Genomic DNA, 26,249 nt, shown 5'->3' with positions numbered 1-26,249 from the left:
GGGACGCGGGGGACGTCGCGGTGGTGGGGTCGTTGTCGCCGTCCCGTGCGGGCGATTTCATGACATGTCCGCTGCTGTACCGGTTCCGGGTGATCGATCGGATCCCGGAGCGCCCGAGTGCGGCGGCGGTGCGGGGCACGCTGGTGCACGCGGTGCTGGAGCGGCTGTTCGACCTGCCGACCGGCGGGCGGACGCCGGCGGCGGCGCTGGAGCTGCTCGGCCCGCAGTGGGAGCGGCTGCTGGCGGCGGAGCCGGAGCTCGCGGAACTCTTCGCGGAGGGGGACGCCGGGGAGGCGGAGCGGGCGGAGTGGCTCGCGCAGGCCCGGCGGATGGTGGAGCGGTACTTCACGCTGGAGGATCCGCGCCGGCTGGAGCCGGCGGAGCGGGAGCTGTTCGTGGAGACCGTGCTCGACTCGGGCCTCAAGCTGCGCGGGTACATCGACCGGGTGGACGTGGCGCCCAGCGGCGACGTGCGGATCGTGGACTACAAGACCGGGACGGCGCCGCGGGCCGACTTCGAGGCGCGCGCCCTGTTCCAGATGAAGTTCTACGCCCTGGTGCTGTGGCGGCTGCGGGGCCGGGTGCCGCGGCTGCTGCAGCTGATGTACCTCGGGAACGGCGAGGTGCTGCGGTACGAGCCCGACGAGGCCGACCTGCGCGCGACGCAGCGGAAGGTCGAGGCGCTGTGGCAGGCGATCCGGCGGGCAATGGACACGGGCGAGTGGCGGCCGCGCGCGGGCCGGCTGTGCGACTGGTGCGATCACAAGGAGCGGTGCCCCGAGTTCGGGGGCACTCCCCCGCCGCTGCCGGCGGTCCCGGTGCGCCGCCCGTCGCCGGCGGACCTGGAGGGCGCGGACCCGGACGGCACGGCCCGCGAGCACGGCGACCTGTAAGGCGCGCGAGCACGCACGGCCTGTAAGGCGCGCGAGCACGCCGGCCTGCAGGCGCGGACGCATGCGCGTCCACAGGGGGGCGGGCGTCGCCCCGCGGGCGCGGCGGGCTCATCCTTGGGGAGGACCGCGGATCCGCGTCCAGGAGGGGCCGGGACCTGCCGCGACCTCCTAGGGTGAGTGTCGTGTCACCCCGCATCCGTGGTCTTCATGCCGCCCGTGCCTGGCTGCAGGCGCGTCCGCAGGCGGCGGACGCGCTGCTCGCGGCCGGGCTGCTGCTGGCGGGCCTGCCGCAGCTGTACCTGCAGGAGCTTCCGGACAGCGGGGACTTCGCGCAGTTCCGGACCCCGGACGTGTGGAACGGGCTGCTGGTCGTCGTGGTGACGATGGCGCTGGCGCTGCGGCGCCGCCGTCCGCTGCCGGTGCTGCTGTTCATCATCGCCGGTGAGACGGCGATGGCGGTGGCCCAGTATCCGCCGGCGGTGCCGGACGTGGTGGCTTTCCTGATCGCGGTGTACAGCGTGGCGGCGCACCGGGGGCTGGCGCAGAGCGCGCTCGGCGGGCTGGTCTCGTTCGTGTACTTCCTGGGGTACCTGCTGCTCCTGCCGATGTCGTCGGAGCCGGTCGTGGTGATCACCGATTCGGCGCTGGTGATCGGCGTGTGGATGCTGGGCCGGAACCTGCGGCTGCGGCGGGCCTACTTCGCGGAGCTGGAGGACCGGGCGGCGCGGCTGGAGCGGGCGCGGGGGACGGACGCGCGCGCGGCGCGGATCGAGGAGCGGTCGCGGATCGCCCGCGAGCTGCACGACGTGGTGGCGCACCATGTGAGCGTGATGACGGTGCAGGCCGGGGCGGCGCGGCGGATCATCGACCGGGACCCCGGGAGCGCGCGCGAGGCGATGTCGACGATCGAGGAGGTCGGGCGGACGGCGCTGAGCGAGATGCGGCGGATCGTGGGGGTGCTGCGGACGGACCGGGACGCCGAGCAGGCGGGCCGGGAGCTGGCGCCGCAGCCGGGCCTGGGCGATCTCGGCGAGCTGCTGGACCACGTCCGGGAGACGGGCCTGTCGGTGCAGCTGTGGATCGAGGGCGAGGCGCGGCCGCCGTCGCCGGGGGTGGACGTGGCGGCGTTCCGGCTGATCCAGGAGGCGCTGACGAACACGTTGAAGCACGCGGGGCCGCAGGCGCGGGCGTGGGTGCGGCTGTACTACGGGGACGGCGACCTGACCGTCGAGATCGAGGACGACGGGCGGGGCACGGCGACCTTCATGGCCGGGAACGGGGACAATCCGGGTCATGGACTGGTCGGCATGTACGAGCGCGTGGCGCTGTACGGTGGCGAGTTGAGGATCGGGCCGCGGGTCGGCGGCGGGTTCGGTGTGCGGGCGCGTTTCCCGCTGGAGGCGTGAGGTGCCGGCCGGCGGGACGCCGGCCGGCCGAGGCGAGGGCGGAGCGTCGTGAGTCGAGGAGCGGTGACGATGGGGCGACCGGAGCGGCGGTCCGCCGGGGCGGCGCGGCCGGGCGGGGTGGCGCGATGACGGCGGTGCGGGTGCTGCTGGTCGACGACCAGCCGCTGCTGCGGACGGGGTTCCGGCTGATCCTGGAGGCCGAGGCCGACATCGCGGTGGTCGGCGAGGCGGGGGACGGCGCGGCGGCGGTGGAGATGACGCGGTCGCTGCTGCCGGACGTGGTGCTGATGGACATCCGGATGCCCGGGGTGGACGGGATCGAGGCCACCCGGCGGATCATCCGGGAGGGCGCCGCGTCCCACGACCCGAAGGTGCTGATCCTGACCACGTTCGATCTCGACGAGTACGTGATCGAGGCGGTGCGCGCGGGGGCGAGCGGGTTCCTGCTGAAGGACTCCCCGCCGGAGGACCTCGTGCAGGCGATCCGGATCGTGGCGGAGGGCGACGCGATCGTGGCGCCGAGCGTGACGCGGCGGCTGCTGGACAAGTTCGCGACGCGGCTCCCCGCCGTGCGGGACCAGTCACCCCCGCCGGGCCTGGACACCCTGACGGTCCGGGAGCGCGAGGTGCTCGCGCACGTGGCGCGGGGCCAGTCGAACGCGGAGATCGCGGCGGAGCTGGTGGTCAGCGAGACGACCGTGAAGACCCACGTGGGGAACGTGCTGGCGAAGCTCGGGCTGCGCGACCGGGTGCAGGCGGTCGTGTACGCCTACGAGACGGGTCTGAGCAGGCCGGGGCAGAGCTGACGGCGCCGGGCCCGACCGGAATCAGGGCCGGTCTCGGGGTCGGTCCCTGAGGGATCCCTGACGTCCGGGGTAGCGGGGCCTACTCCCGGAGGACGACGGGGGGCGGGCGCCTCCTGCCGAGGGTGGACGGGGAAGTCCGTTCCGGGGGTGCATCCTTCGGGTTCGCGGGGCTTCTAGTGTTCTGGGTGTCGGGCCGCCGGGGGGACAAGGCGCGGTCCGGACGGACTCGACCACTCACACACGGGAGCTTCACGTGACGAACACCGCCCCTTCGACCGCCGGTGCGGACTCCGCGCCCGGGGCGGGCGACTTCGCCGCACGGACCCAGCAGATCGCGAAGGTGTACGGGCGCGGCGACGCCCAGGTCGTCGCGCTCGACGGGGTCACGGTCGGCATTCCCCGCGGCCGCTTCACCGCGATCATGGGCCCGTCCGGGTCCGGGAAGTCCACGCTGATGCACTGCATGGCGGGGCTGGACTCGGTGGACTCCGGGCAGGTGTTCATCGGCGGGACCGAGCTGACGGCGCTGAAGGACAAGCAGCTGACGCGGCTGCGCCGCGACAAGATCGGCTTCATCTTCCAGGCGTTCAACCTGGTGCCGACGCTGACGGCGCTGGAGAACATCACGCTGCCGATGGACATCGCCGGCCGCGGGCCCGACCGGGAGTGGCTGGACACCGTGATCGACACGGTGGGGCTGCGGCCGCGGCTGAAGCACCGCCCGAGCGAGCTGTCGGGCGGCCAGCAGCAGCGGGTGGCGTGCGCCCGCGCGCTGGCGTCCCGCCCGGAGATCATCTTCGCGGACGAGCCGACGGGCAACCTCGACTCGCGGTCGGGCGCCGAGGTGCTCGGCTTCCTGCGCGACTCGGTGCGGCGGATGGGCCAGACGATCGTGATGGTCACCCACGACCCGTCCGCGGCGGCGTACGCCGACCAGGTGCTGTTCCTGTCGGACGGGCAGATCGTCGACACGATGGCGGAGCCCACGGCCGAGCGGGTGCTGGAGCGGATGAAGAACTTCGACGCCGCCGCCCGTCCCGCCGCGGACTCGGAGGTCTCGGCGCGATGATGGGCAGGGTCACGCTCCGCAATCTGGCGGCGCACAAGATCAGGCTGGTGCTGACGGCGGTCGCGGTCATCCTCGGCGTGGCGTTCGTGGCCGGCACGCTGATCTTCACCGACAGCATGAACAAGCAGTTCGACGAGCTGTTCAGCAAGGTCGGCGCGAACGTCGCCGTGGACGTGCGGGCCCAGAAGGTCGGGGGCGGCGACGACGACGGCATGGCGGCGCGGCCGGTGCCGGCGGCGGTGCTGAAGGCGGTGCAGGGCGTCGAGGGCGTCAAGGACCCGAAGGGCAACGTCAACGGGTACGCGGCGGTCGTCGGCAAGGACGGCGAGATCGTCGGGACGGCGCAGAACGGCCCGCCGCAGATCGGCACGAACTGGACGGACGGCGGGTCCTACGACCTGGCGTCGGGCCGGGCGCCGCGCGGGCCGGGCGAGGTCGTCATCGACGCGAAGACCGCGGAGAAGGGCGACCTGGCCGTCGGCGACGCCGCGCAGGTGCTCACCGCGGGCCCGCCCGCCCGCATGACGATCGTCGGGCTGGTCGACGCCGGCAACCTGATGGGCGCGACCCTCACCGGGTTCGACACCCCGACGGCGCAGAAGCTGATGCTGAAGCCCGGCTACTTCAGCGACATCGAGATGGGCTCCGCCGGGCCGTCCGAGCAGGAGCTGCGGGACCGGGTCGCGAAGGTCCTCCCGCAGGGCGTGGAGGCCGTCACCGGGGAGAAGCTGCGCGAGGAGTCCAAGAGCGACATCGCGCAGATGATGAGCTTCTTCCGGACGTTCCTGCTGGTGTTCGCGCTGATCTCGATCTTCGTCGGGGCGTTCATCATCTTCAACACGTTCTCGATGCTGGTCGCGCAGCGGACCCGTGAGCTGGCGCTGCTGCGCGCGATCGGCGCGGCCCGCGGGCAGGTGACGCGGGCGGTGATCGGCGAGGCCGTCGCGGTCGGCGTGGTCGGCTCGACGCTGGGCCTCGCGGCCGGGGCCGGGCTGGCGTCGCTGCTGCAGTCGCAGGTGGGCGACGCCGGGCAGGGCGGCCTCACCTTCACCGCGACGCCGGTGATCTGGTCGTACGCGGTCGGGATCGTGGTGACCGTGGTGTCGGCGTACTTCCCGGCGCGGCGCGCCGCGAAGATCCCGCCGGTCGCGGCGATGCGCGACGACGTGGGGCTGCCGCAGCGGTCGCTGCGGATCCGGGTGGCGCTCGGGTCGCTGCTGACCCTCGCCGGCGCGGGCCTGATCGGCGTCGGCCTGGCGGGCGGCGGCGACAACCCGGCGATCCCGGTCGGCGCGGGCGCGTTCGGGGTCTTCATCGGCGTCGCGATGCTCGCCCCGGTGATCAGCGTCCCGGTGCTGAAGGTGCTCGGCGCGCCGTCCGCGCGGCTGATGGGCTCCCCCGGGCGGCTGGCGCGGCAGAACGCGCTGCGCAACCCGCGCCGGACCGCGGCGACCGCCGCGGCGCTGATGATCGGCCTGGCGCTGATCACGACGGTGAACGTGCTCGGCGCGACGATGCGCGCGTCGATCGACGAGCAGGTGGACGCTCAGTTCGGCGCGGACTACCTGGTGCAGTCGCAGGGCCCCGGCGGGGTGAACGCCGAGGCCCAGCAGCGGATCAAGGACACGCCGGGGGTGCTGGCGGTGTCGCCGACCTACGACGCGAAGGCCGAGATCGACGGCAAGGACGTCTACTACGTCGCGGGCGACCTGCCGGCGCTGGCCAAGGCCGCCCGGCTGAAGCTGGAGTCGGGCTCGGCGTCCACCGGCCCGGCGTCGATCATGGTCGACGAGGACACCGCGAAGGACCGCGGCTGGAAGGTCGGGACGGCGGTGCCCATGCGGTTCGCCGACGGTCAGACCGAGCGGCTCACGCTGTCGGGCGTGTACGCCAAGAGCGACCTGATCGGGCCGCGGCTGATCTCGCAGCAGGCGCACCTGAGGCACACGCTGCGGCCCACCGTCGGGATCGTGGTGGTCGACGCGCAGAAGGCGGACGCGTCCACCAAGGCCGCGCTGGACTCGGCGGTCAAGGCGTACCCGAACCTCGAGGTCGCCGACCAGGCGACGCTGAAGGACGACGCCCGCAAGCAGGTCGACGGGTTCGTGACGTTCCTGACGATCCTGCTGGTCATGTCGGTGATCATCGCGGCGGTCGGGGTCGTGAACACCCTCGCGCTGTCGGTGATCGAGCGGACCCGGGAGATCGGGCTGCTGCGCGCGATCGGGATCTCCCGGCGGCAGCTGCGCCGGATGATCCGGCTGGAGTCCATCATGATCGCGGTGTTCGGCGCGGTGCTCGGCATGGGCATCGGGGTGGCGTTCGGCGCGGCGCTGCAGAACGCGCTCGCCGACCAGGGCCTCGGCGTCCTCGCCGTCCCGTACGGGACGCTCGTGGTGTACCTGGTGGTGGCCGCGGCGATCGGTGTGCTGGCGGCGCTGTGGCCGGCGTGGCGGGCGGGGCGCATGGACGTCCTGAAGGCCATCTCGACCGAGTAGGCCGGCGGCGCCGGGCCGCGCGAGCGCGAGAAGACCCGGGCCCCTCCGCGCGGAGGGGCCCGGGTCTTCTCGGTGTGTGGGAGCGCCGGGGGGAAGGTCCGGCGGCGTCCTACTCGGCCGCGGTCTCCGAGGCGTCCGCGGGGGCCTCGTCGGCGGCCGGCGCGCCCGGCGCCACCGCGGCCTTGGCGACCGCGTCGGTGGCGCTGACCGTGGTGTTCTCCGGGAAGTGGCAGGCGGCCTGGTGGCCGGGGCTGAGCTCGACCAGCGGCGGCTCGACCTGCTTGCAGATGTCCTGCGCCTTCCAGCAGCGCGTGTGGAAGCGGCACGCGGGCGGCGGGTCGATCGGGCTCGGGACGTCGCCCTGCAGCCGGATCCGCTTGCGCTCGTCGCGCTGGCTCGGGTCCGGGATCGGCACCGCCGACAGCAGCGCGTTGGTGTAGGGGTGCATCGGCCGCTGGTACAGGTCCGCGCGGTCCGCGACCTCGACGATCTTGCCGAGGTACATGACCGCGACACGGTCGGAGATGTGCCGGACGACCGACAGGTCGTGCGCGATGACCACGTAGGTGAGGTCGAGTTCGTCCTGCAGGTCCTCCAGCAGGTTGACGACCTGCGCCTGCACCGACACGTCCAGCGCCGACACCGGCTCGTCCGCGATGATGAGCTTCGGCTTGAGGGCGAGGGTGCGGGCGATGCCGATGCGCTGCCGCTGCCCGCCGGAGAACTCGTGCGGGTAGCGGTTGTAGTGCTCGGGGTTGAGGCCGACGAGCTCCAGGATCTCCTGGACGGCCTTCTTCACGCCCTGCTTGGCCTCGATGTTCTGCAGCCGGAACGGGGCCCCGACGATCGCGCCGACGGTCTTGCGCGGGTTCAGCGACGAGTACGGGTCCTGGAAGATCATCTGCAGGTCGCGGCGGAGCGGCCGCAGCCGGGACTGGGACATCTTGGTGATGTCCTGCCCCTCGAAGGTGATCTTGCCGAAGCTGGAGTCCAGCAGCCGCATGATCATCCGGCCGGTGGTGGACTTGCCGCAGCCGGACTCCCCGACCAGCCCGAGGGTCTCGCCCTTGCGGACCGAGAACGACACGCCGTCGACGGCCTTGACCGCCGCGACCTGCCGGCGCAGCAGCCCCGCGGTGACGGGGAAGTGCTTGCCGAGGTTGTCCACCTCCAGCAGCGGCTCGCCGTCCCGCGCGGGGCGGGCCTCCGCGGCCGGACGGGTCGCGTCGGCCGGGGTCTTGGAAATGTTCACAGTCTCGTTCCCACCCGTGCTCGTCACAGCTTCGGCCGGATCTCGTCGTTCCAGATCTCGCGCTTCTTCTCCAGCGGGAGGTGGCACGCCGCCTTGTGGCCGGGCGAGAGCTCGACCAGCTCCGGCCGCTCGGTCGTGCACTTGTCGCCGTTGAGGTCCTTGTAGGGACAGCGCGGATGGAACGCGCACCCGGACGGGACGTTGATGAGGCTCGGCGGCGAGCCCTCGATCGGCTGGAGCCGTTCGGTGCGCTCGCGGTCCAGCCGCGGCATCGACCCGAGCAGCCCCCACGTGTAGGGGTGCAGCGGGTGGTGGAAGGCGTCCTCGACCGCGGCGTACTCCACGGCGCGCCCGGCGTACATGACCAGGATGTCGTCCGACAGCTCCGCGACCACCCCGAGATCGTGAGTGATCATGATGACGGCGGAGTTGAACTCCTGCTGCAGGTCGCGGATCAGGTCCAGGATCTGCGCCTGGACGGTCACGTCCAGCGCCGTCGTCGGCTCGTCGGCGATCAGCAGCTCGGGGTCGCACGACAGCGCCATCGCGATCATCGCGCGCTGCCGCATGCCGCCGGAGAACTGGTGCGGGTAGTCGTCGACCCGCTTGTCCGGCTTGGGGATGCCGACGCGGCCGAGCATGTCGATGGCGTGCTTGCGCGCCACCTGCTTGGACACGTCGTTGTGGACCCGGTAGGCCTCGACGATCTGCTTGCCGACCGTGTAGAACGGGTGCATCGCCGACAGCGGGTCCTGGAAGATCATCGCCATGTCGCGGCCGCGGAGCCGGCGCACCTCGGACTGCGAGGCGTTGACGATCTCCTTGCCGTTCAGCCAGATCTCACCCGACACGTTGGCGTTGCGCTTGTTGTGCAGGCCGAGAATGCCGAGGCTGGTGACGCTCTTGCCCGAGCCGGACTCGCCGACGATGCCGAGGGTGCGGCCGCGCTCCAACTGGAACGACAGGCCGTCCACCGACTTCACCAAGCCGTCGTCGGTCGGGAAGTGGATCTTGAGGTCGCGGACGTCGAGGAACGAGGTGGGGGCCTCGCCGGTGCCCGCGGTGTCCGCGGCGGGCGCGGTGCCGGTCATCAGCTCAGCCTCACTCTCGGGTCGACGACGGCGTACAGCAGGTCCACGATCAGGTTGATCCCGACGATCGACGTCGCCGTGATCAGCGTGATGCCGAGCACCATGGGCAGGTCGCCGCCGTTGATCGAGCTGATCGCGAGCTGGCCCAGCCCGGGGATGCCGAAAGTGTTCTCGGTGAGCACCGCGCCGCCGAGCAGCAGGCCGAGGTCGAGACCGAAGATCGTGAGGATCGGCGTCAGGGACGCGCGCAGCGCGTGCTTGGTGACGACGGTCTTCTCCGGCAGCCCCTTGGCGCGGGCGGTGCGGATGTAGTCCTCGTTCATCGTCTCCAGCATGCCCGCTCTGGTGAGCCGCGCGTACATCGCCGCGTACAGGAACGCGAGCGTCACCCAGGGGAGCACCAGCGACTGGAACCACATCACCGGGGCGCCGGTGAAGCCCTCCGGCGGGTAACTGCCGCCGCCGGGGAAGATCTTGAGGGTGTAGGAGAACAGCGCCAGCGAGACCAGGCCGGTGAAGTAGATGGGCAGCGACACCCCGCTCAACGCGATGATCATCGCGGTACGGTCCCAGAGGCTGCCCCGGCGCAGCGCCGAGATGACTCCGGTGGTGATGCCGCCGATGAGCCAGATGACCGCGGCGCCGAGGGCCAGCGACGCGGTGGCCGGGGCGCGGTCCATCAGCGTCTCCAGCACCGGCTGGCTGCTGCGGTAGGAGTAGCCGAGGCAGGGCGCCGGGCAGTGGTCGGTCACGGGGCCGGCCTTGTAGTCCTTGCCGGCGACGATGCCCTTCAGGTAGTTCCCGTACTGCACCACGATCGGCTTGTCGAGGCCGAGCCGCTCTTTGGTGTCCTGGATGGCCTCGGCGGTCGGCGCCTTGCCGACGTAGGCGGCCGCGAGCTGGTCGGTGGTCTGTCCCGCCAGCTTCGGCAGCCCGAAGAAGATGCCGAAGGTCACCAGGCTGACCAGCAGCAACATGAGGACGGCACCGATGAGGCGCCGGATGATGTATGCGAGCACATTCCTCGGCCCCACCCGCCGGCCGGGCGGACCTGTAGGTCCTGACCCGGCCGGCGGGCGTCGCCTTCACCTGCCTTCAGATGGAGCGCACGGACGAGCGGATGGTTACTCCACGCCCATGTTCAGGTAGTCGTACATACCGCCATAGGAGTAGGTGATCCCGACGTTGGTGACCCGCTTCGGCCGGTACATCAGCGCCTTGGCGTAGATCAGCGGGACCTCCGCGGCCGACTGCATGACCATCTTGTCGATCTCGCCGTAGGCCTTCGTGCGCGCCGCCTTGTCGGTGTTGGCGATCGCGTCGTCCAGCCCCTTGTTGATCGCGGGGTCGTCCAGCTCGGCCAGGTTGGTGCCGCCGGAGGGCTTGATGGCGTCACCGTGGACGATCTGGGCGAGGAAGCCGTAGCCGGTCGGCCAGTCGGCCGCCCACGCCATGATCATCATGCCGACGCCGTGCTTGTGGACGTAGTCCGGCACGCCGACGTACTTGTTGAAGTAGTCACCGGCCGGCCACTGCACGATGTCGACCTTGATGCCGACCTTGGCCAGGCTCTGCTGGATGGCCTGCGCCATCGCGACTTCCTTCGGCCGGTCGGACCGGGCCGAGATCTTGGTGCTGAAGCCGTTGGGCTGGCCGCAGGCCTTCAGCTCCTCCTTGGCCTTGGCCAGGGTGGCGTCGTCGAGGCCGTTGCCGCCCTCGGCCTGCTTCTGCGGGTACAGGTCGAACTTGGTGTAGCCGTCGACCGTGGGGGGCAGCACCGTGGTGGCGACGTCACCGCCGGCCAGCGGGCCTCCGTAGGCGGTCTGGGCGGCGACCTTGTCGGTCGCGTACTGCACGGCGATGCGGCAGTGCACGTTGTCCAGCGGCTTCACGTGGACGTTCAGCGACATGAACCGCAGGAAGCCCTGGACGGGGTTGTCCACGTAGGGCTTCTGGTTGTCGGCCAGCACCTTGGGCTGGGTGCCCGCCTGCACGCCGACGCCGGAGATGTCCATGTCCAGCGTGCCGGCGAGCAGCCGCTGGTCGATGTCGTCCGCGTTCTGCTTGAGCTGGACCTCGATCTTGTCGGGCAGCGCCTTGCGGAGCGGGTCCGTGCTCTGGTTCCAGTGGGTGTTCCGCGACAGCGTCATGGACTTGCCGCGCGTGTAGTTGTCGACCTTGTACGGGCCGCTGGAGACGATCGAGTTCGCGTACTTCAGGCCGGTGTCCTTGGCCTTCGGCACGGGCATCGTCTGAGACATCGCGACCAGGTAGTCGAACTCGGAGAACGGCGTGTTCAGGTGGAACACGATCGTCTGGTCGTCGGGGGTCTCGATCGACTTGAGGCCCTCGTCGCTCTTGTCGTCGTAGGGGCCCTTGTACGCGGGCTTGTTGTCGACGAGGTACTGCTTGAAGTACTTCGGACCGAGCTGCAGCTCCTTGGTGTAGTTGCTGCGCTCGACCGCGTACTTGACGTCCTTCGAGGTGACGGTGGTGCCGTCATCGAACTTGACGCCGGTCCGCAGCTTGTACGTCCAGGTCTTGCCGCCCTCACTGGGCGTGCCCAGGTCGGTCGCCAGGTCCGGGACGACCTCCAGGCTCTCCTTGCCCGCCGCCGGCTTGAACGTGGTCAGCCCACGGCCGTACAGACGCGCGAAAGCCTGCGAGAACGCGTAGTAGGTGTCGCCGGGGTCCGGCGAGTCCCAGTCGTCGGAGCTGGCCAGCTTGAGCGTGCCGCCCTTCTTGTCGGACTTGTTGACCACCTCGTTGACGCCGGCGTTGTAGCCGGGGCCACTCCCCGAGCTGCCCGACTCGTCGCCTCCGCCGCAGGCGGAGAGCAACGCGGCCGCGGCCACCCCGGCCGCGAAGACCGCGATCGGTCTCGTTTTGTTCATGTGCAGGCGCACCCCTTCAAATAGACGGGTCGGATGGACCCGAGTCACTTGGCCCGAGGGTCGAGAGCGTCCCGCAGCCCGTCACCGAACAGGTTGAAGGCGAGGACGGTGATGAAGATCGCCATACCAGGGATGATCATGTACATCGGGTCCGAGGAGTAGATCGGCACGGCGAGCGTGAGCATGCCGCCCCACGACGGCGTCGGCGGGATCACTCCGACGCCGAGGAACGACAGCGCCGCCTCGAACAGGATGTTGGTCGGGATCAGCAGGGTCGAGTAGACCAGGATCGGCGCGACCAGGTTCGGCAGGACTTCCTTGAAGAGCACGTACGAGTTCTTGGCGCCCATGCTGCGCGCGGCGTCGACGAACTCGCGCTCGCGCAGCGACAGCGTCTGGCCGCGGATGATGCGGCCGATGTAGGGCCAGTTGAAGAAACCGATCACGAAGATCAGCACCGACACCCGCAGCCCGTTGCCGTTCAGCCCGAAGGAGCCGTCGGACACGACGCCGACCAGCGCGATCGCGAACAGCAGCAGCGGGAAGGCGAGGAAGGCGTCCATGGCGCGGCTGATCAGGTAGTCGACCCAGCCGCCGAAGTAGCCGGCCATGATGCCCATGACCGTGCCGATGGCCACCGACAGCAGCGTCGCGAGGAACGACACCAGCAGCGAGATCCGGGCGCCGTGCACGATGCGGGCCAGCATGTCGCGGCCCGTCCCGGGCTCCACGCCGAGCCAGTGGTCGCCGCTGATCCCCGAGTGCCAGAAGCCGGACTTCGGCCGGTTGTAGGTCGGGTCGATCAGGTTCTGGTGGTAGGCCAGCGGGTTCTGCACGAAGTACGGGCCGAAGATCGCGATCAGGATCAGCAGGATGACCACGACGGCGCCGGTCAGCGCGACCTTGTCGCGCTTCAGCCTCATCCAGGCGATCTGACCGAGGGAGCGCCCCTGGATCTTCTTGCTGTCGACACCGGCGAGGACCGCTTCCGGCTGCGCCTCGGTGTCGGACCCGGTCACCTCAATGGGTGCGGCCACGCTCCATACCTCCTACCGTCCGGCCACTGGTTCGGCCATGCCCCCGGCGTCCGGCCGGCGACCGCGGAGATCATCCGCTGCCCCCGTGCCCGTTACGCCGCGTTTGCTGAAGGGAAACGTAGTCCTTCGGGCACGACTGTCCATCCGTGAAGCGAGCTTCGCCAGTACCCGTATCTGACTTGTGATCTCGTCGTCATCTGGGGCACACGCGCCCGAACGCCACTTCGGACAAATCGCCCGAATAGTACGTTCGCCTACACCTGGACAGGCAACTCCAAGCCGGTCCAGACCACCAAGCTTTACCGTACCGAGTCCGATCTGAGACCGATTCTCCGCAGGTCAGCCCGTCATGGCCGCAGAAGACACAGGATAGCGGCGGGCCGGGGCTCCCCCGTCGCACGGGGGAGCCCCGGCCCGCCGCCGTGGCGCGGGCGCGCCCGCGCGCCCGCGCGGGGCCGGTCCCGGGTCAGGAGATGCCGCGGTCGCGCAGGATCCGCTCGATCTCCGCCATCTCCGGGTCGCCGCCGGTCCGCTCGGGCCCCCGCACGGCGCCCTTCGGCTTCGCGCCGCGGCCCGCGGACTTCCGTCCGCCCTCCCCGGCGGCGGCCTTCGCGCCGCCCGGCGCCGCGTCCGCGCGGCGGCTCAGCATCGCGCCGGACGCCAGGTACAGCAGCACGGCGAGGCCGCCCACCGCGACGCCCGCCCACTTCACCGGACTGAACGCCAGGTCGACGAAGAACTCCGTGACCCCCGTCATCGCCGCCGCCAGCGGCACCAGGGACAGTGCGGCGCCGCGCAGGCCCGTGCCCGCGCCGCGGCGGCGGTAGACGCCCCAGCTGATCACCAGCCCGGCCAGGGTGACCCCGAGGCTGATCGCGAAAATGACTGCGTCGCTCATGCCGGCCCCTCTTCTCCGTACGGTGGTGCTCTTCCCATCGTCACACGCGGGACGGCGGTATCGCTCCTCCCGGCGGACGGTTCCTGAGCAGGGAGATCTCCTCCTCCGGCGTGACCCTCCCCACCCCTGCGGGGCAGCACGCGGGTATCAGGGCACGGGCGCGCTCAGGGGGCCAGGGAGCCGAGCATCTCCAGGTCGACCTCGCGCAGCGAGGCCACCACGGTGCGTCCCGGCGCGGGCGGGATCGGCAGGACGCCGGGGACCGCCACGGTCGCGCAGCCCGCCGCCTCCCCCGCCGCGACGCCGTTCGGGGAGTCCTCCAGCACGACGCAGCGGGCCGGGTCGGCGCCCAGCCGCGCGGCGGCGGTCAGGTACGGCTCGGGGGCGGGCTTGGTGCGGGCGACCTCGTCGCCGGCGACGCTGAGCGCGAAGTGCTCGCGGCCGATCGCGTCCAGCACCGGCTCGATCAGCCGCCGGTGGCTGGAGGACACCAGCGCGGCCGGGACGCCGGCGGCGCGGATCTCCGCGAGCAGCTCCTTGGCGCCGGGCATCAGCGGGACGCAGGCGGTGAGCCGCTCGGCCATGCCGTCCAGCATCCGCCGCCCGACCTCCCCGGGGTCGGCGCCGGCGCCGGTCAGCTCCAGCATGTAGTCGACGGCGACGGACAGGGACCCGCCGACGAGCTTCTCCTGGTGGGCCGGGGTCCACTCGCCGCCCAGCCACGCCATGACCTCGGACTCGACCTCCAGCCAGACGCGCTCGGAGTCGATGAGCAGGCCGTCCATGTCGAAGAGAACGGCCTGCAGGCCGCCAGTGGGGGTGCACATGTCACCCCACCATAACCGGGAGATCGCGGGGAGCTCACGGGCGCCCGCATGCCGGAGCGCCGCCGGCCGGCGGCCCTTCTTGGACGAGGTGTGCAAAGAGACCGTGACGGATGGGTCAGTGGACCGATACCGTGCCAGCAGTGACTACCAACGGGTAAGGAACGGCATGAGCGCGTACCGCATCATCCTCGTCGGCACCGACGGCTCGGACTCCTCGTTCCGCGCGGTGGACCGTGCCGCGCAGCTGGCCGCCGCGACCGGCGCCACCCTGCTGCTGGCCTCGGCCTACAGCCCGATGCCCGAGCGCGAGCGCGCCAGCGCCGCCGACCGGCTCGGGGACCTGGCGTACAAGGTGCAGGGCTCGACGCCCGCCGACGACGCGCTGCGGGCGGCGCGGGAGCGGGCGGTCGCGGCCGGCGCCACCGACATCGAGCAGGTCTCGGTCGAGGGCGACCCCGTGGACGTGCTCGCCAGGCTCACCAAGGAGCGCGAGGCCGACCTCGTCGTCGTCGGGAACCGGGGCCTGAACAGCCTGGCCGGGCGCATCCTCGGCTCGGTGCCGGCGAACCTGTCGCACCGCTCCCCCTGCGACGTGCTGATCGTCCACACCACCCCGAAGGGCAAGTGACCGTCCTCCAGCCCCCGCCGCCGCCGTCAATGGACGAGCGCCCTCCCCGGGGAGACCGGATCGTGATCCGGTTCCGCCCGTGGCGTAGGGCTCCGGGGGTCTGGCTCGTGAGGGGTGGGGTACGTCACTGTCAGGACGTAGGCTGACAGCCACCGATCATGAGCGGGGCCCCCGACCCCGGGAATGACGCCCCCGTCGGTGACGCTGTAGGTGGGCGTCGGAAGGAGGCAGCGCGTGATCGAGCTCGAAAGCGTGCCGGAACTCGTCGATCCGGTGCTCGTGGCCGCCTTTGAGGGGTGGAACGACGCCGGGGAGGCCGCCAGCGGCGTGATCGCGCATCTGGAGTCGACCTGGGAAGCGGTGCCCATCGCCGAGCTCGATCCCGACGACTACTACGACTTCCAGGTCACCCGCCCGATCGTGGAGATGACCGACGGGGAGACCCGCGGCATCACCTGGCCGACGACGCGGGTGTCGTGGGCGCGGCTGCCGAGCGGCAAGGACGTGGTGCTGCTGCACGGCATCGAGCCGAACATGCGGTGGCGGTCGTTCTGCCGCGAGCTGGTCGGGCTGATGCTGGAGCTCGGCGTCCGCAACGTCGTCCTGCTGGGCGCGCTGCTGGCCGACGCCCCGCACACCCGGCCGGTGCCCGTCACCGGTGCCGCGTCGGAGGCCGGGCTGGTCAGCACCCTGCACCTGGAGCCGGCCCGCTACGAGGGGCCGACCGGCATCCTCGGGGTGCTGCAGGACGCGTGCGCGAAGGCCGACCTCGACACGGTGTCGCTGTGGGCGGCGGTCCCCCACTACGTGGCGCAGCCGCCGTCGCCGAAGGCGACGCTGGCGCTGCTGCGCCGCGTCGAGGACCTCCTCGACGTCACGGTCCCGCTCGGGGAGCTGCCGGAGGAGGCGCGCGCCTGGGAGCACGGCGTGAACGAGCTCGCCGAGGAGGACTCCGAGGTCGCCGAGTACGTCCGGACGCTGGAGGAGCAGAAGGACGCGACCGAGCTGCCGGAGGCGAGCGGCGACGCCATCGCCCGCGAGTTCGAGCGCTACCTGCGCCGCCGCGACCCCGGCCGCGGCCCGGCCTAGCGGTTTATACTCGGTCGCGTCCCGTTCCCGGCGATGGCCCGCGCACGCCGCGAAGTGCGCCGATCATGACTTTCGCATTCTCGGAGGGCGGTGGCGCCCGGCGCCGGTGAGCGCCCGGACACGGGGCCCGGCGATCCGGGTCCGGCCCCCGCGCGAACTGCGCCGGCAGCGCCGCCACCGCGGCCACGCCTGCTGGGACCATCTCGTCGCCGCCCCGCTGTGGCCGCTGCACGGCGCCAACCTCGGGACGCTGCTGCGCACCTGCGACGCCGTCGGCGCGTGCATGGCCGTGCCCCGCTTCCCCTGGGTGCCGGACGCCCTCGAACGCGGCAACACCCTGCGCCGCCCCGCCTGCGTCCACTGGGTGAACGACCCGCCCGGCTGGCTGGAGCGGCAGCGGGAGGCCGGGTCCCGGATCGTCGGCGTGGAACTCGCCGACGAGGCGGTTCGGCTCGCCGACCTGCCCGCCGCGCGGGTCCGGACGGTCGCCGTGCTGGGGCACGAGCAGACCGGCATCCCCGCGGAGGCGCTCGACCTGCTCGACCTGGCCGTCGAGATCCCCATGGTGGGGAGCGGCAGCAGCCTGAACGTGGCCGTCGCCGGGTCGCTGGTGCTCTACAAGCTCGCCGGTCTGCTCTGAGCGGTCAGAGGGCGACGCCGAGGAGGGCGTTGACGACGGCCCTGGCCTGGGCGGGGGCCTGCTCGTCCGCGCCGTCGTGGGCGGCCCAGTCGTCGACGGCGGCGAGGGCGGCCGGGGCGTCCAGGTCGTCGGCGAGGTGACCGCGGACCGCGGCCGCCAGCGGCGCGGCGGGCGGCCCGGACGGGCGGGCCGCGGCGGCCCGCCAGCGGCCGAGGCGGGCGTCCGCCGCCTCCAGCTGGTCCGGCGTCCACTCCCAGTCGGCGCGGTAGTGGTGGGCGAGCAGCGCAAGCCGGATCGCCATGGGGTCGGCGCCGCCCTCGCGCAGCTTCGACACGAACACCAGGTTGCCGCGCGACTTCGACATCTTCTCGCCGTCCAGGCCGACCATGCCGGCGTGGACGTAGGCGTGGGCGTGCGGGCGCTCGCCGGTGGCGACCTGGGCGTGCGAGGCGCTCATCTCGTGGTGCGGGAAGGCGAGGTCGGAGCCGCCGCCCTCCACGTCGAAGGCCATGCCGAGGTACTCGACGGAGATCGCCGAGCACTCCACGTGCCAGCCGGGGCGGCCCTCGCCGAACGGGGAGTCCCAGCCGGGCTCGCCGGGGCGGCGCGCCATCCACAGCAGCGGGTCGAGGGGGTCGCGCTTGCCGGCGCGGTCGGGGTCGCCGCCGCGCTCGGCGAACAGCGGGGCCATCTCCGCGCGGCCGAGCCGGCTGACCCCGCCGAAGGACGGGTCGGAGGCGACCGGGAAGTAGATGTCGCCGTCCACCGCGTAGGCGGCGTCGCGGCCGCGCAGCTTCTCGATCATCTCGACGACGAGCGGGATCGCCTCGACCGCGCCGATGTAGCGGTCGGGCGGCAGGATCCGCAGCGCGGTCATGTCCTCGCGGAACAGCTGGATCTCGCGGTCGGCGAGGGCGCGCCAGTCCTCGCCGGTCTGCTCGGCACGTTCCAGGAGCGGGTCGTCGACGTCGGTGGCGTTCTGCACGTAGTGGACGCGGTGGCCGAGGTCGCGCCAGACGCGGTTGACGAGGTCGAACGCGAGGTAGGTGTTGGCGTGGCCGAGGTGGGTCGCGTCATAGGGGGTGATGCCGCACACGTACATCCGGGCCGTCTCGCCGGGGGCGGTGGGGCGCGCGGCGCCCGCCCCGGTGTCGTGCAGGGCCAGCGGACGGTCGGCGGCGGGCAGGCCCGCGTCGGGCAGGCTGGGGACTTCGGAGGCGGGCCACGATCGCATACCGAAAGCTTATCCATGCGCAGCTAGCGGCATTACTCCGAGATCATGGCAAGTGTCCCGGGCCGCCCGGGTAAGCCCGTCCCGTCCCTCGGCCCCGGCCGGCTCAGGCGGGGCGGACGCGCGGGTCCAGGAACGCGTAGCCGATGTCGACGAGCAGGTTCGCGACGGTCACCGAGAACGTCACGAGCAGCGTCACCCCGATGATCACCGGGGTGTCGCCGGCCGCGATGGACTGGTACACCAGCTGCCCGACGCCCTGCAGCCCGAACACCTTCTCGGTCACGATCGTGGAGCCGATCAGGGCGCCGAGGTCGATGCCGAGCTGGGTGACGACCGGGGTCAGCGCCGCCCGCAGCGCGTGCCCGCGCACGACGCGGCGCTCCGGCAGGCCCTTGGCGCGGGCCGTGCGCACGTAGTCCTCGTCCAGGACGTCGAGCATCGCCCCGCGGGTGAGGCGCGTGTAGGCGGCCATCATCAGGAAGGCCAGCGCGAACCACGGCAGGACCATGCGGCGCAGGAAGTGCTCCTGCAGCGGCGGGCCGGCCTCGAAGAGGTGGACGCCGCCCGCGCCCAGCCCGATCGTGAACAGCGACAGCAGCGCCAGCGCCATGACGAACGGCGGTGTCGACAGGCCGGCCAGGACGAAGACGGTGACCGTCCGGTCCCACAGGCCCCGCGCCCGGGACGCGCCGGTGACGCCGGTGACGATGCCGCCCGCGAACCACAGGGCCGCCGCGCCCGACACCAGGCACAGCGTCGTCGGGAGCCGGGCGCCGATCAGCGCCGTGACCGGCGTCCCGTTGACGTAGGAGTCGCCGAGGTCGCCGTGCGGCAGCCGGGCGAGGAACCACCAGTACTGGAGGAGGAGCGGCCGGTCCAGGCCGAGGTTGCGGCGGATCTGCGCCAGCGTCTCGGGGGTGGCGCGGGGCCCGCCGATGACGCGCTCGACGGGGACGGGCGACAGGTGCAGGACCGCGAACGTGAGCGTGGCCACCAGCCACAGCACGACGGCGGCGTACAGGAGGCGGCGGACGGCGAAGCGCGGCACCGGCGGGTCACCTCCCGGCGGCGGCGCGGTCGCCGCGCGGGTCGAGGGCGTTGCGGACGCCGTCGCCGAGCAGGTTGAACGCCAGCGTGGTGGCGAGCAGCAGCAGGCCGGGGACGGCGAGCAGCCACCAGGCGGTGCGGAACTGCTCGCCGCCCTCGCCGAGCATCGACCCCCAGCTCGGCATCGGCGGCCGGACGCCGACGCCGAGGAAGGACAGGGTCGCCTCCGACACGATCGAGGCCGGGACGAGCAGCGAGGTCAGCACGGTGATCTGCGCGGTCAGGTTCGGCAGCAGCTCGGTGGCCATGATGCGGGCGTTGGAGGCGCCGAGGGCGCGGGCCGCCTCGATGAACTGCTGCTCGCGCAGCGCCAGCACCTGCCCGCGGATGGTGCGGCCGTAGGCGGCGAACGAGAAGAACGCGATGACCAGGATCGTCATCGCGAGGCTCGCGGCGGGCGAGGAGATCTGGAACGTGGTCGCCAGCATGATCGCGACCAGCAGGTAGGGCAGCGCGAGGATCATGTCCATCAGCCGGGCCAGCAGCGTGTCCAGCGCGCCGCCGGCGAACCCGGCGAGGGTGCCGGCGGCGGTCCCGGCGGCCGAGGCGAGCGCGGCCGCGCCGATCCCGGCGGTCAGCGAGATCCGCGCCCCGTAGGCGGCGCGGACGAGGACGTCGCGGCCGAGCTGGTCGGCGCCGAGCGGGAAGCCGCCGCCGGGGCCGCGCGGCCGCCCGCCCGCGTCCAGGCCCGTCCGCGGGAACGTCGCGTCGTAGGGGTGGCCGGTCAGGTGCGCCCACAGCGGCGCCAGCGCCGCGAACGCCGCGATCACCGCCAGCACGGCGAGGGAGGCGACGGCGGCCCGGTCGCGCCGGAACCGGTCCCAGGCGAGGCGGGCCGGGGTACGGCCCGGGACCGCCGCCGGGACCGCCGCCGCGCCGGCGGCGGTCCCGGAGGCGGTCCCGGCGGCGGTCCCGGCGGGCGGCTCGCGCGTCCCGAGGTCGGCGTAGCCGGTCATCGGAACGTGACCTGGTTGAGGTCGTAGGCGCGGTACTGCGGCAGGTACCGGGCGTTGCGGACGCGCGCGGAGTGGAAGATCGGGGTCCGCTGGTTGATGAGGGGCACGACCGCGGCGTCCTCCATGATGCGGTGGTCGGCCTGCGCCCAGTACCCGGCCGCGGTGGCGGCGTCGCGGGCGTTGAGCGCGTGGTCGATGAGCCGGTTGACGGCGGGGTCGTCGAACCCGCCGTAGTCGCTGGAGTTGGGGCCGTAGTGGCGCCCGTCGAACAGCGGGACGATGGTGGTGCGGCCGTTGTTGCCGTACCAGTCGGGCACCCAGCCGGGGACGGCGATGTCCCATTTCCCGGCGCGGGCGCGCGCCGGGGTGACGAGGGTGGTGCCGTAGAAGGCGCCGCTGGTGTCGGGCCGGAGCCGGGCGGTGATGCCGCAGGCGGCCAGGTCGCGGGTGATCGACCGGGCGACCTGCGGGTGGTTGCCGCTGAGCCGGTACGGGAACGTCAGCGTCAGGCCGTGCGGGTACCCGGCGCGGGCCAGCATGCGCCTGCACCTGTCGGGGTCTCCCCGGTCGCCGGGGGTCGGGTAGAGGTTGAACTCCTGGTGGCCGACGCTGCGCGGCGGGATGGTCTGGTGGAGGACCTCGGCGATGTCGGGACCGCCGTAGATGCGCACCACCGCGGCCTTGTCGACGGCGTAGCCGATCGCCTGCCGGACCGCGGTCCTGCCGAGCGCTCCCCCGTTGTTCGGGCTGAGGGTGTTGAACACCAGGTAGGGGTCGAGCGCCGACCCCTCCATGATCGCGAAGTCGGGGTCGTCCCGCAGTTCCGCGATCTTCGCGGCCGGGACCGGCTGGTCCCAGGGCAGGTCGGCGGCGCCGCTCTCCAGCATGCCCTGGACGTCGTCCGGGGAGTCGTGCCCGAGCGAGATCTCGATGCGGTCGGGGTTCTGCGCGCGGATCGGGTCGGACGCGGCCCGCCAGCTCGGGTTCCGCTCCAGGACGTACCGCCGGCCGGGCGTGTGGGAGGTGATCTGGTAGGGGCCGTCGGAGACGATGTGCCGCCGGAACTCGGGGCTGTCGGGGATGTAGCGGTCGTACTCGGCGGGCGCCGCCGCCGCGGACTCCAGCGCGAGCAGGTTGACGAGGTCGGTGGCCGGCCGGTTCAACTTGATCACCAGGGTCTTGGCGTCCGCGGCGACCAGCCCGGGGACGCCGGTGGTGCGCTGGTAGCGGGCCATCGCGGCGGCGCTGCCCGGGTCGACGCGGGCGTAGCCGGCGCAGAAGCGGCCCATGCCGGCGATCGTCTCGATGAAGTAGGCCCTGCCGCCGGCCGGGGCGGCGGGGTTGCAGGCCCGCTTGATGCCGCGGACGAAGTCGGCCGCGGTCACCTCGCGGGGCGGGCTGGTGTTCCACAGCACGCCGCCGCGCAGCCTGATCGTGTAGGTGCGGCCGTCGCGGCCGAGGCCGCCGTTGCGCGCGGTCGGGATCTCCAGCGCCACGTCGGGCCGCACCGTGACGGCCTCCCCGAAATCGTTGGACGCCCGGTACCCGAACAGCGTCCGGGCGAACTGGCGGGCGAGGAGCCCGCCCCAGGTGGTGTACACGGCGGCGGTGTCGAGGTGGTCGACGTCGGCCGACCCGGCGACCCGCAGCGTGCCGCCCCTGACGGGTTCTTCGCCGCCGCCGCAGCCGGCCGGTGCCAGCAGCACCGCGACGAGACCGGCCGCGACCGCTCCCGCCCGCGCCGTCCCCGACGAAGATCGCATTAAGTAGTCAATGTAGCACCCGCTGTCACGTCACCGCAGCCGAAAACGGCTTCCCGGCCCGGACCCGTGTCCCGCGGTCCCCGGGACCTATGGCGCCCCTGGACCTACAGCACCCGGGACCAGGCATCCCCCTCGCCCGGGGCGGCGGAGAAGTCGTACCGGACGCCCCGGCCGAGCGCGACAAGGCTCACCGACGTCGTCCCCCACACCCGCCCGTCGCCGAGGTCCAGCAGCGGCAGCAGGGCGCGGTGGTCGGCGCGGGGCAGCCCGTCGCCGTCCAGCAGCGGCAGCCAGGCGCCCCACGCCCGCTCCACCGGCTCGTCCGGGCCGGGCTCGGGGCGCGGCGCGGCGGCCAGCCGCGGCCGGAAGTGGGCCAGCCGGGCGGCCATGTAGGCGTCCTCGGTCTCGCCCTCCAGCTGCCCCTCGCCCTCCAGCCCGCTGTTGACGATCATGTGCAGGCCGGGCCCGAGGGTCCGCTCGGTGAGCGCCTCGCCGTCCCAGCTCCACAGCCGCACCCGGTCCGGTTCCGCGCCGACGAGGTGGAACGGGTCGAACACCGCGAGGTCGAGCCCGCCGAGCTTGCCGTCGGCGGCGACCCGCAGCGGCAGTTCGCCGCGCGACGCGCGGGACGCCTCCGGCGCCATCCGGCCGCGCCCGTTCAGCACCACCGCGACCCGCGGCGCGCCCGGCTCGACCGCCAGCCACGTCCCGCCGGCGCGCAGGTCGCGGCCGCCGACGAGTCCCGGCCGGTCGGGCCAGTGCCGGGCCGGGCCCGCCCACTCGCGGGCGACGAACTCGTCCCGCACCCCCACCACGAGCACGGGCACCGGGGACGGGGGATCCACGCTGATGATCGCCGTACACATCCCCCAATTGCAGCACTCCGCCCATTTCGCCCCACGGGCGGGGGCGGGCTACAGCGGCGGCCAGGGGATGGCGGGCCAGTCCTCCGGCGGGTAGGGGTGGATGCGGTGCTCGAGCATCAGCTCGACCCGGCGGCGGGTCGCGTCGACCTCGGCGGGGGTGAGGAGCTCGGCGAGGCGGGCGCCGAGGGCGCCGCGGAGCGCCGCCTCGACGCGGCCGAGGGCTTCGAGGGCCTCGGCGGTGAGGGGCTTGCCGCGCCACTGCCACAGGACGGTGCGGAGCTTGTACTCGGTGGAGAAGCACACGCCGTGGTCGCAGCCGTAGACGTGGCCGTCGCCGGGGGGCAGCAGGTGGCCGATCTTGCGGTCGGCGTTGTTGACGACGGCGTCGAACACCGACATGCGGCGGATCGCCTCGTCGTCGGAGCGGGACAGGGCGACCAGGTCGACGTCGGGGTCGGGCTCCACCCACAGCTGCACCATGCCGGGGCCGTAGGGGCCGTCGCGGTGGACGGTGGGCGGGACGGTGCCCCAGCCCATCGCCTTGGACACCTCGTAGGCGGCGACCTCCCGCTCGGCGAGGGTGCCGTCGGGGAAGTCCCACAGCGGGCGCTCGCCGGCGACGGGCTTGTAGACGCAGCCCGCGGTCCTGCCGTCGTGCTCGATCGAGCAGTACAGGGTGGCGTTGGACGCCTGCACGAGGCGGCCCTCCACGGCGAGGCGCCCGGCCGACAGCAGCCGCTCGGCGGCGGCGGCGTCGCGGGGCGGCACCGGGCGTCCGGGCGTGCCGCGGCCCGTGCCGTCTGCGGGCGCCCGGTCCCGGGAGGACTGCGTCATGGGTCCATCCTCCCGGCCGCGCCGTCCATGATCCAGCACACGTCCATGATCCGGCACACGCCGGTGACCGAGTACGCGGGGACCGGCATCTCAGCCCATGTACCCGTTCTGGCGCGGGCAGACGTGCCCGGCGCCGTCCAGCGGCAGCCCGCACAGCGGGCACGGGGGCCGCCCGGCGGCGACGACCTTCAGGGCGCGCTCGGCGAACGCGCGGGCCTGCGCGGCGCTGATCCGGACCCGCAGCACCGCGATCGCCGGGTCGTCCTCGCCGACCTCGGGCTCCTCCTCGGTCTCGGTGACCTCCTGCGCCTCGATGACGACCTGCTCGTCGTCGGGGTCCCAGGCGAGCGCCATCGTGCCGACCTTGAACTCCTCCTCCACCGGCTGGTCGAGGGGGCCGTCGTCCTGCAGCTCCGACGGGGTGGCGGCGGGCACCGGGGCGTCGCCGCCGCTGCGCCGCAGCACCTCGTCCAGCAGCTCCTCCAGCCGCTCGGCCAGCAGCGTCACCTGGAACTTCTCCAGCCCGACGCTGGTGACGCGGCGGCCGGCGCGGGCCTGCAGGTAGAAGGCGCGCTCGCCGGGCCGCCCGACGGCGCCGGCGACGAAGCGCTCCGGCAGGTCGTAGGAGATGACGGGCATGACACGACCCTACGCGCCGCCGCCGACCGGCGCGTCATCCGGCCCGAGTCCGTCTTTCCCGGAACCTTCCGCCGGCGGCGGCGGAACCAGCGCGGCGGTGTCGCCTCCGGTGTCGTTGAGCCGGACCACGAACGGCCGCGTCTCGGTGTAGCGGATCACGGTGAGCGAGGCGGGGTCGGCCTGGATCCGCTGGAACTGGTCCAGGTGGAGGCCGAGCGCGTCGGCGACGACCGATTTGATGATGTCGCCGTGGCTGCACACGGCGTACAGGGCGTCCGGGCCGTGCTCGGCGGCGATGCGCGCGTTCCAGTCGCGGACGGCGGTGACGGCGCGGTGCTGCGCGGCGGCGAGGGACTCGCCGTCCTCGCCGGGGAACCGGGCGGCGCTCGGGTGCGCCTGCACGACCCGCCACAGCGGCTCCTCGGCGAGCTCCTTGAGCGGGCGGCCCGTCCAGTCGCCGTAGCGGACCTCGCCGAACCGCTCGTCGGTCTCGGTCTTGTCGATCGGCGGCGCGTGCCCGGCCGCGATGATCCCGGCGGTCTCGGCGCAGCGATCGAGGGGGCTGGACACGACGGCGGCGAGCGGCAGCGGCGCGAGCCGGGCGGCGAGCGCGGTGACCTGGGCGCGGCCCCGGTCGTCGAGGCTCACCCCGGGGGTCCAGCCGGCGAGCACCGGGCCGGTCATCGCGGTCAGGCCGTGCCTCACCAGGAGAAGGGTCGTCACGGCGGCCACTCTAGGAGATGCCCGGCATGGCGGCGCGGTGCGGTGCCGGTGCGCGAGAATGCGTGCCGTGATCGTGGACAAGGCCATCTACGCCGGCGGGACGCGCAGCGACATCGACGGCGACATCAGCGACGCCTTCGACCTCGCCCGCGAGGACGGCGACTGCTTCCTGTGGATCGGGCTCTACGAACCGGACGAGGACGAGTTCGAGCTGGTCAAGGACGAGCTGAACCTGCATCCGCTGGCCGCCGAGGACGCCGTGTCCGCGCACCAGCGGCCGAAGATGGAGCGCTACGGCGACACGCTGTTCGTGGTGCTGAAGACGCTGACCTACCTCGACGAGACGTCCGACATCGAGGTCGGCGAGATCATGGTGTTCCTCGGCCGCGACTTCGTCGTCACCGTGCGGCACGGCACCGGCAACCCGCTCGGCCCCGTCCGGAAGCGGCTGGAGGACGACCCGGAACTGCTCGGGCACGGCTCGGCCGGCGTCCTGTACGCGGTGTGCGACGAGGTCGTCGACCGGTACGGGCTCGTCGCGCACGAGGTCGAGGTCGACATCATCGGGCTGGAGCGGGCGGTGTTCGACCCGGGCGCGCGGGACGTCACCGCCGACATCTACTCCCTCAAGCGGGAGGTGCTGGAGTTCCGCAGCGCCGAGGACCCGCTCGTCCCGGTGATGCAGGAGATCGTCAAGGGCCGGGTCGCCGAGTGCGGCTCCACCCGGGAGTACTTCCGCGACGTCCTGGACCACCTGCTGCGGGTGGACGGGCAGGTCGACGCGCACAACGAGCTGCTCAACAGCGTGCTGACGGCGCACCTGGCGCTGCTCGGCAAGCAGCAGAACGAGGACATGCGCAAGATCTCCGCGTGGGCGGCGATCATCGCGGTGCCGACCGCGATCGCCGGGATCTACGGCATGAACTTCGACCACATGCCCGAGCTGCACTGGAGCTTCGGCTACCCGCTGGTCATCGTGGTGATGGCGGTCGCGTGCGTGCTGCTGTTCCGGCGGCTGCGCAGGAGCGGCTGGCTCTGACGGCGCCCGCTGACGGCGCCCGCTGACGGCGCCCTCTGACGGCGCGGGGCAGGGCGGGTC

24 protein-coding genes are annotated in these 26,249 nt (G+C 72.7%); 9 read left to right on the top strand and 15 right to left on the bottom strand.

Annotated features, from left to right (window positions below; genetic code table 11):
- The first annotated feature begins 20 nt into the window (after positions 1-20).
- The 5 genes from E1284_RS21390 to E1284_RS21370 all read left to right on the top strand — a co-directional run bounded on the left by E1284_RS21390 (position 21) and on the right by E1284_RS21370 (position 6,672).
- Positions 21-893 carry a RecB family exonuclease gene (locus E1284_RS21390; protein ID WP_131941636.1) on the top strand — a complete coding sequence of 291 codons (873 nt, stop codon included), beginning with the start codon at positions 21-23 and terminating at the stop codon, positions 891-893.
- A 182-nt stretch (positions 894-1,075) separates the two neighbouring features.
- Entirely contained in the window at positions 1,076-2,299 is a 1,224-nt protein-coding gene (locus tag E1284_RS21385) for a sensor histidine kinase (RefSeq protein WP_131941634.1), read from the top strand.
- Positions 2,300-2,424: 125 nt separating this feature from the next.
- Positions 2,425-3,105 (top strand): response regulator, encoded by a 681-nt coding sequence (locus E1284_RS21380; protein WP_131941632.1) that lies wholly within the window; start codon positions 2,425-2,427, stop codon positions 3,103-3,105.
- A 253-nt stretch (positions 3,106-3,358) separates the two neighbouring features.
- Positions 3,359-4,174 carry an ABC transporter ATP-binding protein gene (locus tag E1284_RS21375; RefSeq protein ID WP_131941630.1) on the top strand — a complete coding sequence of 272 codons (816 nt, stop codon included), beginning with the start codon at positions 3,359-3,361 and terminating at the stop codon, positions 4,172-4,174.
- Complete coding sequence (locus tag E1284_RS21370) at positions 4,171-6,672, top strand: ABC transporter permease (RefSeq protein WP_243714645.1); 2,502 nt, start codon at positions 4,171-4,173, stop codon at positions 6,670-6,672. Before E1284_RS21375 ends, E1284_RS21370 begins: the two co-directional genes overlap by 4 nt.
- A gap of 109 nt (positions 6,673-6,781) precedes the next feature.
- On the opposite strand, the gene E1284_RS21365 is transcribed toward E1284_RS21370, so the two are convergent.
- From E1284_RS21365 to E1284_RS21335, 7 genes are all read right to left on the bottom strand, one after another.
- On the bottom strand, positions 6,782-7,924 hold the full coding sequence (locus tag E1284_RS21365; RefSeq protein ID WP_425544457.1) for an ABC transporter ATP-binding protein: 1,143 nt from the start codon (positions 7,922-7,924) through the stop codon (positions 6,782-6,784).
- Positions 7,925-7,947: 23 nt separating this feature from the next.
- A complete protein-coding gene (locus E1284_RS21360; RefSeq protein ID WP_131941628.1) occupies positions 7,948-9,015 on the bottom strand; it encodes an ABC transporter ATP-binding protein in 1,068 nt (355 codons plus the stop codon).
- Positions 9,015-10,034: an ABC transporter permease gene (locus E1284_RS21355; RefSeq protein ID WP_131941626.1), complete on the bottom strand. Its 1,020-nt coding sequence runs from the start codon at positions 10,032-10,034 to the stop codon at positions 9,015-9,017. The genes E1284_RS21360 and E1284_RS21355 overlap by 1 nt, the downstream gene beginning before the upstream one ends.
- A gap of 105 nt (positions 10,035-10,139) precedes the next feature.
- On the bottom strand, positions 10,140-11,909 hold the full coding sequence (locus E1284_RS21350; protein WP_131941624.1) for an ABC transporter substrate-binding protein: 1,770 nt from the start codon (positions 11,907-11,909) through the stop codon (positions 10,140-10,142).
- 44 nt (positions 11,910-11,953) lie between these two features.
- On the bottom strand, positions 11,954-12,946 hold the full coding sequence (locus E1284_RS21345; RefSeq protein WP_131941622.1) for an ABC transporter permease: 993 nt from the start codon (positions 12,944-12,946) through the stop codon (positions 11,954-11,956).
- A gap of 466 nt (positions 12,947-13,412) precedes the next feature.
- The gene (locus tag E1284_RS21340; RefSeq protein WP_131941620.1) at positions 13,413-13,844 is read right to left on the bottom strand and encodes a hypothetical protein; all 432 of its coding nucleotides are present in this window, start codon (positions 13,842-13,844) and stop codon (positions 13,413-13,415) included.
- 164 nt (positions 13,845-14,008) lie between these two features.
- Complete coding sequence (locus E1284_RS21335) at positions 14,009-14,671, bottom strand: HAD family hydrolase (RefSeq protein WP_131941618.1); 663 nt, start codon at positions 14,669-14,671, stop codon at positions 14,009-14,011.
- A 166-nt stretch (positions 14,672-14,837) separates the two neighbouring features.
- Here E1284_RS21335 and E1284_RS21330 point away from each other — a divergent pair, with 166 nt between their 5' ends.
- The 3 genes from E1284_RS21330 to E1284_RS21320 all read left to right on the top strand — a co-directional run bounded on the left by E1284_RS21330 (position 14,838) and on the right by E1284_RS21320 (position 17,028).
- Positions 14,838-15,299, top strand: coding sequence for a universal stress protein (locus tag E1284_RS21330; RefSeq protein ID WP_131941616.1), 462 nt, complete (start codon positions 14,838-14,840; stop codon positions 15,297-15,299).
- A 234-nt stretch (positions 15,300-15,533) separates the two neighbouring features.
- Positions 15,534-16,388: a PAC2 family protein gene (locus E1284_RS21325; protein WP_131941614.1), complete on the top strand. Its 855-nt coding sequence runs from the start codon at positions 15,534-15,536 to the stop codon at positions 16,386-16,388.
- A 106-nt stretch (positions 16,389-16,494) separates the two neighbouring features.
- A complete protein-coding gene (locus E1284_RS21320) occupies positions 16,495-17,028 on the top strand; it encodes a TrmH family RNA methyltransferase (protein ID WP_131941612.1) in 534 nt (177 codons plus the stop codon).
- 4 nt (positions 17,029-17,032) lie between these two features.
- On the opposite strand, the gene mshC is transcribed toward E1284_RS21320, so the two are convergent.
- The 8 genes from mshC to E1284_RS21280 all read right to left on the bottom strand — a co-directional run bounded on the left by mshC (position 17,033) and on the right by E1284_RS21280 (position 25,150).
- A complete protein-coding gene (gene mshC, locus E1284_RS21315; protein WP_131941610.1) occupies positions 17,033-18,262 on the bottom strand; it encodes a cysteine--1-D-myo-inosityl 2-amino-2-deoxy-alpha-D-glucopyranoside ligase in 1,230 nt (409 codons plus the stop codon).
- A 103-nt stretch (positions 18,263-18,365) separates the two neighbouring features.
- Positions 18,366-19,310, bottom strand: coding sequence for an ABC transporter permease (locus E1284_RS21310; RefSeq protein WP_131941608.1), 945 nt, complete (start codon positions 19,308-19,310; stop codon positions 18,366-18,368).
- A 7-nt stretch (positions 19,311-19,317) separates the two neighbouring features.
- The gene (locus E1284_RS21305; RefSeq protein ID WP_131941606.1) at positions 19,318-20,325 is read right to left on the bottom strand and encodes an ABC transporter permease; all 1,008 of its coding nucleotides are present in this window, start codon (positions 20,323-20,325) and stop codon (positions 19,318-19,320) included.
- Positions 20,322-22,088 (bottom strand): ABC transporter substrate-binding protein, encoded by a 1,767-nt coding sequence (locus E1284_RS21300; protein WP_131941604.1) that lies wholly within the window; start codon positions 22,086-22,088, stop codon positions 20,322-20,324. Before E1284_RS21300 ends, E1284_RS21305 begins: the two co-directional genes overlap by 4 nt.
- A 104-nt stretch (positions 22,089-22,192) precedes the next feature.
- Entirely contained in the window at positions 22,193-22,954 is a 762-nt protein-coding gene (locus tag E1284_RS21295; RefSeq protein WP_131941602.1) for an NRDE family protein, read from the bottom strand.
- Positions 22,955-23,002: 48 nt separating this feature from the next.
- Positions 23,003-23,788, bottom strand: a complete 786-nt coding sequence (locus E1284_RS21290) for an SCO1664 family protein (RefSeq protein WP_131941600.1) — start codon at positions 23,786-23,788, stop codon at positions 23,003-23,005.
- A 90-nt stretch (positions 23,789-23,878) separates the two neighbouring features.
- Complete coding sequence (locus E1284_RS21285) at positions 23,879-24,427, bottom strand: DUF3090 domain-containing protein (protein WP_131941598.1); 549 nt, start codon at positions 24,425-24,427, stop codon at positions 23,879-23,881.
- Between the two features lie 9 nt (positions 24,428-24,436).
- The gene (locus E1284_RS21280) at positions 24,437-25,150 is read right to left on the bottom strand and encodes a histidine phosphatase family protein (protein WP_131941596.1); all 714 of its coding nucleotides are present in this window, start codon (positions 25,148-25,150) and stop codon (positions 24,437-24,439) included.
- A 67-nt stretch (positions 25,151-25,217) separates the two neighbouring features.
- On the opposite strand from E1284_RS21280, the gene corA reads away from it, so the two are divergent.
- Positions 25,218-26,189 carry a magnesium/cobalt transporter CorA gene (gene corA / locus E1284_RS21275; protein ID WP_131941594.1) on the top strand — a complete coding sequence of 324 codons (972 nt, stop codon included), beginning with the start codon at positions 25,218-25,220 and terminating at the stop codon, positions 26,187-26,189.
- The last annotated feature ends 60 nt before the right edge of the window (positions 26,190-26,249 follow it).

It is taken from the genome of Actinomadura bangladeshensis (genome assembly GCF_004348335.1).
Classification (GTDB): domain Bacteria; phylum Actinomycetota; class Actinomycetes; order Streptosporangiales; family Streptosporangiaceae; genus Spirillospora; species Spirillospora bangladeshensis.
Note: the sequence above shows the minus strand (reverse complement) of the source record. Positions and strands in the feature narration are given on the sequence as shown.